The organism is Ramlibacter sp. (assembly GCF_028292805.1).
GTDB lineage: Bacteria > Pseudomonadota > Gammaproteobacteria > Burkholderiales > Burkholderiaceae_C > Ramlibacter.
Genome location: NZ_JAQGLS010000142.1, coordinates 1 through 6,514, shown reverse-complemented (window position 1 = coordinate 6,514; position 6,514 = coordinate 1). Strand labels below are relative to the sequence as shown.

At 70.2% G+C, this 6,514-nt stretch carries 5 protein-coding genes; 2 read left to right on the top strand and 3 right to left on the bottom strand.

Features of this window, described 5'->3' with window-relative positions; all coding sequences use genetic code 11:
* Positions 1-2,444 (top strand): methionine synthase (metH, locus tag JWP65_RS08290; RefSeq protein WP_299762617.1); only part of this gene is annotated, 2,444 nt, incomplete at its 5' end.
* An 86-nt stretch (positions 2,445-2,530) separates the two neighbouring features.
* Positions 2,531-3,469 (top strand): YihY/virulence factor BrkB family protein, encoded by a 939-nt coding sequence (locus JWP65_RS08285; protein WP_299762615.1) that lies wholly within the window; start codon positions 2,531-2,533, stop codon positions 3,467-3,469.
* On the opposite strand, the gene JWP65_RS08280 is transcribed toward JWP65_RS08285, so the two are convergent.
* The 3 genes from JWP65_RS08280 to JWP65_RS08270 form a co-directional block, all read right to left on the bottom strand.
* A complete protein-coding gene (locus tag JWP65_RS08280; RefSeq protein ID WP_299762612.1) occupies positions 3,435-4,622 on the bottom strand; it encodes an MFS transporter in 1,188 nt (395 codons plus the stop codon). The genes JWP65_RS08285 and JWP65_RS08280 overlap by 35 nt on opposite strands.
* A complete protein-coding gene (locus JWP65_RS08275; RefSeq protein ID WP_299762609.1) occupies positions 4,619-5,188 on the bottom strand; it encodes a YfiR family protein in 570 nt (189 codons plus the stop codon). The genes JWP65_RS08280 and JWP65_RS08275 overlap by 4 nt, the downstream gene beginning before the upstream one ends.
* 9 nt (positions 5,189-5,197) lie before the next feature.
* Positions 5,198-6,514 (bottom strand): TonB-dependent siderophore receptor (locus tag JWP65_RS08270; RefSeq protein WP_299762607.1); only part of this gene is annotated, 1,317 nt, incomplete at its 5' end.

The following is a 6,514-nucleotide window of genomic DNA, read 5'->3' as shown; positions in this document are numbered from 1 at the left end:
CCGACATCGCCCGGGTGCCGATCATGGTCGACTCGTCCAAGTGGGAAGTGATCGAGGCCGGCCTGCGCTGCATCCAGGGCAAGGGCATCGTCAACTCGATCAGCATGAAGGAAGGCGAGGCCGAGTTCCGACGCCAGGCCATGCTGGTCAAGCGCTACGGCGCGGCCGCGGTGGTGATGGCGTTCGACGAGAAGGGGCAGGCCGACACCTACCAGCGCAAGATCGAGATCTGCCAGCGGGCCTACCGCATCCTGGTCGACGAGGTCGACTTCCCGGCCGAAGACATCATCTTCGATCCCAACATCTTCGCCATCGCCACCGGCATCGAAGAGCACAACAACTATGCCGTCGACTTTCTTGAGGCCACCAAGTGGATCAAGCAGAACCTGCCGGGCGCCAAGGTGTCCGGCGGCGTGTCGAACGTGAGCTTTTCCTTTCGCGGCAACGACCCGGTGCGCGAAGCCATCCACACCGTGTTCCTGTACCACGCGATCCAGGCCGGCATGGACATGGGCATCGTCAACGCCGGCATGGTCGGCGTCTACGACGAGCTCGACCCCGAACTGCGCGAGCGGGTCGAGGACGTGGTGCTGAACCGCCGCCCGGACGCCGGCGAGCGGCTGGTGGAGGTGGCGGAGAACGCCAAGGGCGCTTCCAAGGACGAGAGCAAGCGCAACGAGTGGCGGGCGCTGCCGGTGGAGCAGAGGCTGTCGCACGCGCTGGTGACCGGCATCACCGACCACATCGTCGCCGACACCGAGGAGATGTACCAGCAGGTGCTGGCCATCGGCGGGCGCCCGCTGCACGTGATCGAAGGCCCGCTGATGGACGGCATGAACATCGTGGGCGACCTGTTCGGCGCCGGCAAGATGTTCCTGCCGCAGGTGGTGAAGTCGGCCCGCGTGATGAAGCAGGCCGTGGCCCACCTGATCCCCTACATCGAGGAAGAAAAACGGCAGCAGGAAGCGGCCGGCGAGGACGTGCGGGCCAAGGGCAAGATCGTCATCGCCACCGTCAAGGGCGACGTGCACGACATCGGCAAGAACATCGTGACCGTCGTGCTCCAGTGCAACAACTTCGAGGTGGTCAACATGGGCGTGATGGTGCCGTGCCACGAGATCCTGGCGCGCGCCAAGGTCGAGGGCGCGGACATCGTGGGCCTGTCCGGGCTGATCACGCCGTCACTCGAAGAGATGCAGTACGTGGCCGGCGAGATGCAAAAGGACGACCACTTCCGACTGCGCAAGATCCCGCTGCTGATCGGCGGCGCCACCTGCAGCCGCGTGCATACGGCGGTGAAGATCGCGCCGCACTACGAAGGCCCCGTGGTCTACGTGCCGGATGCCTCGCGCAGCGTGGGCGTGGCGCAAAGCCTGCTGTCGGACCAGGCGGCCAAGTACATCGCCGAGGTCGAGGCCGACTACGTCAAGGTGCGCCAGCAGCACGCCAACAGAAAGCAGGTGCCGCTGTGGCCGCTGGCCAAGGCGCGCGCCAACAAGACCCCGGTGGACTGGGCCGCCTACCAGCCGCCCCGGCCGAAGTTCATCGGCCGGCGGGTGTTCAAGAACTTCGACCTGTCGGAGCTGGCCCGCTACATCGACTGGGGCCCGTTCTTCCAGACCTGGGACCTGGCCGGGCCGTTCCCGGCCATCCTCAAGGACGAGATCGTCGGCGCCGAGGCCGTGCGGGTGTTGTCGGACGGCCAGCGCATGCTCAAGCGCCTGATCGAGGGCCGCTGGCTCACCGCCAGCGGCGTCATGGGCTTCTGGCCCGCCAACACGGTCAACGACGACGACATCCAGCTGTACGCGGACGACAGCCGCACGCAGCCGGTGCTGACCTGGTACGGCCTGCGCCAGCAAACCGAAAAGCACGTGATCGACGGGGTGCCGAGGCCCAGCCGCTGCCTGGCCGACTTCGTCGCGCCCAAGGGCGCGGCCGACGACTACGTGGGCATGTTCGCGGTGACGGCCGGCATCGGCGTCGACAAGAAGGAGCAGTACTTCATGGCCGACCACGACGACTACTCCGCCATCATGCTCAAGGCGCTGGCCGACCGGCTCGCCGAAGCCTTCGCCGAGGCGCTGCACGAGCGCGTTCGCAAAGACCTGTGGGGCTATGCGGCCGGCGAGCAGCTGGCCGTGCAGGAGCTGGTGGGCGAGCAGTACCGCGGCATCCGGCCGGCGCCTGGCTACCCGGCCTGCCCCGACCACAGCGTCAAGCGCGACATGTTCGCGGTGCTGCAGTGCGAGGACATCGGCATGGGCATCACCGACAGCATGGCGATGACGCCGGCGGCCAGCGTGAGCGGCTTTTACCTCGCGCATCCGGACAGCACCTATTTCAACGTCGGCAAGATCGGGCCCGACCAGGTCGCCGACCAGGCGGCGCGGCGCGGGGCCCAGATCAAGGACCTGGAGCGGATCCTGGCGCCGAACCTTTGAGGTCTGGCTTCTTGCTTCGCCTTTGGGGAGGGAGAACGAGAACGTCTCCTACCTCGCCCATGGCGGGCCGGCCCTACGATCCGCGCATGGCCCTTTCCGTTCCCCAGTGGGTGCGCACCGCGCTGCGCCCCGTCCAGCCGATCTACCGCGCCTCCCAGCTGTGGAGCGACGCCGGCGGCATGCGCATGAGCGCGGCGATGTCGTTCTACGGCATCCTCAGCCTGGCGCCGCTGCTGCTGGCCATCGTCGGCATGCTCGGCTGGTGGATGGATCGGCAGATGCTGGAAGACAACCTGCTGCGCCAGCTCGGCTCCATCGTCGGTGACCAGGGCTCGGCCGTGCTGAAAGACGCGCTGGCCAGCGCCAAGGAGCCGTCCGAAGGCATCGCCGCCGGCGCCATCGGCTTCGTCGTGCTGCTGTTCGGCGCCACCGGCGTGTTCGGTGAGCTGCAGGATGCGTTCGAGCAGGTCTGGTCGCACGGCCGCGGCAAGCAGCCCAAGGCGCCGTTCTGGCGCGTGGCCACGCTGCGGCTGCGCGGCATCGGCTACATCCTGGTGTTCGGCTTCCTGCTGCTGGTGTCGCTGATGATCTCGACCCTGCTGAACCTGTTCTCGGGCTGGGCCGGCACCTGGTTGCCGCTCGAGATCCTGATGCGTGTCGTCAACGAGGTGGTGGCCTTCGCCTTCTGCGCCGCCCTGTTCGCCGGGCTCATGCGCCTGAGCGGCGGCCCGAAGCCGCGCAACCGCTACATCGTGGTCGGCGCCTTCGTCGGCGCCATCCTGTTCACCATCGGCCGCCAGCTGATGACGGCCTACCTGTCCAGCGCCGCCGTCGTCTCGGCCTACGGCGCGGCCGGCTCGCTGATCGTGCTGCTGATGTGGATTTACTTCTCCTCGGCCGTGCTGCTGTTCGGCGCCGGATGCGCGCGCGCACTGGAAGAGCACGTCAGGGACGTGCCGCCGCCGCAGCAAGACGCCGACGGCCGGCCGCTCACCGCGGCAGCAAGGAACGGCGCTGCGCCATGATCAGCGCGACCGCTGACGCCAGCGCCACCACCACCAGCAGCACCAGGCCCCAGCGGTAGCCGGCCTCGCGCGTCCACAGCAGCCCGAGCAGCAGCGGCGCCACCGCCCGTGCCACGGCAGTGGGCATGCCCAGCGCGCCGTTCAGCGACGCCACATGCTCGCGACTGACGTACTGGGCGATCGCCGTGCCTTTGACGATGGTCAGCATGCCGTTGCCCAGGCCGTACAGCAGCACGAACACCACGCCGGCCGCCGGGTGCGCCGCGGCCACCACCAGCGCGGCCAGCGCCAGCGGGATCAGGAACGGAATCAGCCGGTTGGCCAGGTGCAGATCGAACCGGTGTTCGAAGAAATAAAGCAGCAGCCGCCCCGCCACCTGGATCACGCCGATGCTGGCCGGGATCGCGATCACCCAGGCTTCCCGCAGCCCGCCCTCGCGCAGCAGGCTGATCAGATGCGGCGGCACGGCGGCGGTGACGGCCATCATGCCGATCACGAACACGGTGATGAGCAGGAAAGGCGCGCTGCGCAGCAGGGTGGCCGGCGACTGCCCGCCGGGCGTGCGGGCCGGCGTCGGCGGCGGCGCATTGCGCAGGCAGAGCGCGTGCAGCGGCACGCACAGCACCAGGTGCAGCGCCGCCAGCAGCAGCAGCGCGGTGCGCCAGCCCCACTCGGCGATCAGCCACGCCGTCAGCGGGATGAAGACGCTGCTGGCCAGCCCGCCCAGGAAGGTCAGGGTGATGATCGCGCGCCGGAAGTCGTCGGGAAAGCGCCGCGTCACCACGGCGAACACCGGTGTGTAGAGCGTGGCGGCCAGCCCCGCGCCGAGCAGCGTCCAGGCGGCGTAGAAGCCTTCGACCGAGCGCACCTGGCTGTGCAGCAGCAGGCAGCAGGCGATCAGCAGCGAGCCGCCGGTCATGACCGCGCGCTCGTGACCGCGGTCGATCCAGCGGCCCACCGGATAGGCCAGCAAGCCCTCGGCCAGCAGCGCCAGGCTGAACGCCAGGGAGGACTGCGCCCGTGTCAGACCCAGCTCGCGCTCCACCGGCTCCAGCAGCAGCGCGAAAGTGTAGAAGACGCTGCCCCAGGTGACCAGCTGGGCCAGCGAGAGCCATACCACCAGCCGGCGGTCGTGGCCGCCCTGCGTCTTCATGCGAGGGCGGTGTCGGGTTTGGCCGGCCCCAGCTGGCGGGCCGCGGCGACCAGCCGTGGATGCAGTCGCAGCCGCTGGCGGGCGGCCGTCTGCAGCGCGACGCCGAGGCGCACCCGGTCTTCCTCCAGGAAGAAGCTGAGCACGCTGTCGCGCGGGTGCACGCCTTGCGAGTCGGCCACGGTCAGCAGGGCATCGGGCACGGTGGCCGACCCGGCCTTGACGTAGAGGATGTGGACGCCGGCGCTCGGGCTGGCGACGCCGAGCCGCGTCACCGTCACCGGGCGGCCGTCACGGTCGCGGTCGTGGGCCAGCTGGCTCAGGTCGCGCCCCGGCAGGTCGTGGCCGATCATGCCGACGCGCAGCGGCGAATCGGGTCGGGCGAAGGCGCCGGCCCGCCCCTCCACGAAGCTGGCGAACTTGTGCCGAAAGGCCGCCTTGATCAGCGTGTCGCGCGCGCTGGCCGGCAGGCTCTGGGCCACGCCCGGCAGCGGACACCGGCTGGCGGCCGCGACGGCCAGCCACAGGCGGCGCGGACGCGTTGGCGGTGGCTGTCGCAAGGTGTCCATGGCCGCTGGCTACAGGCGCCAGACCGCTTTGGTCAGGACGGTGCGCGGCACCTCAGCGCGGCCGCCGGCCGGGCCCCACTCGGGGTGGCGCGGATCGTTCAGGTTGCGCACGGTCAGCGCCAGCTCCAGGTCAGGCCGCACGCGCCAGCCCCAGCGCAGGTCGACCGCGGTATAGGCCGGCACCTGCGGCGCCGCCAGTGCGCCCATGTAGCGCACCGACAGGTCGACATCCATGCTGCGGCCCAGGTCCCAGCCCAGACCGAGCCGGGCCCGGTTGCGGGGGCTGTTGCCGAGCTGGCCGATGGTGCCCGGCACCACCACGCTGGCGGCTCGCGTGCCCAGGTGCATGCGCTCGTGGGCATAGCTGGCCTGCAGCCGCCAGCCATCGGCCAAGCGCCAGCTGCCCCAGCTTTCGATGCCGGTCAGCCGGGCTTCGTGGCTGTTGCCGAAGGCGGAGCCGCCAGGGCGCAGGTCGACCGAGCGCAGCCGGTCGAACTCGTGCCGGAACAGCGTCACCGAATACGAGACCGAGCTGCGGGGCTGCGAACGCAAGCCCAGCTCGAACACCTTGGCCACCTCGGAGTCGAAATCGGCGCCGCCCAGCGGCAAGGTGGGCAGGAACACTTCGCGGTCGATGCGCGACGGCGTGCGCACCGCGCGCGACGCCGAGGCCCACAGCAGGTGGCGGGGCGCCGCCTGCCAGGCCAGCCGGGCGGTGGGCAGCCATTCCAGCCCGGTGTAGCTGTTGTGCTCGGCCTTGATGCCGAGGGTCAGGCGCAGCGCCTGCGTCAGGCGAAATTCGTCCTGGGCGAACAGGTTCCACAGCCGCAGCCGCCGGCTGGCGGGCTGGAAGCGCAATTGGGCCGGGGCGAGGTTGGACAGATGATCGTTTTGCAGCCGGTAGCCTGCCCCCAGCAGCAGGTCGTGGCCGGCGGCCGGCCGGCTGCTTTGCTGCAGCTCGACGTCGAAGGTGTCGAGCCGGTCGTTCACCACGCCGGGCTGGGAGCGCTCGGTGCGGTCCCAGTAGCCTTGCAGCCGGGTGCTGCTGCCGGGGCCGTGGTCGCGGGTCCAGCGGCCCAGCAGGTTGGCCCCCGACAGGCCGCGCGCGCCGCCGGCCTGCCCGGATTTGCCGTCGTAGAGGTCGCCCTGGAACGTGACCTGGTCGCCGCCGCGGACCCGGTCGGCGCGAAAGCCGGCCTGGCTGCGGGCCAGGCCGGCCGGCAGCGGCGCGCCGCTCTCCAGCCGGCTGGGGTCGGTTTCGAAACGCTTGGCGTACAGGCGCCAGGGCAGATCGGTGCCGCCGCCGAAGCGGGCGGCGACCTTGCG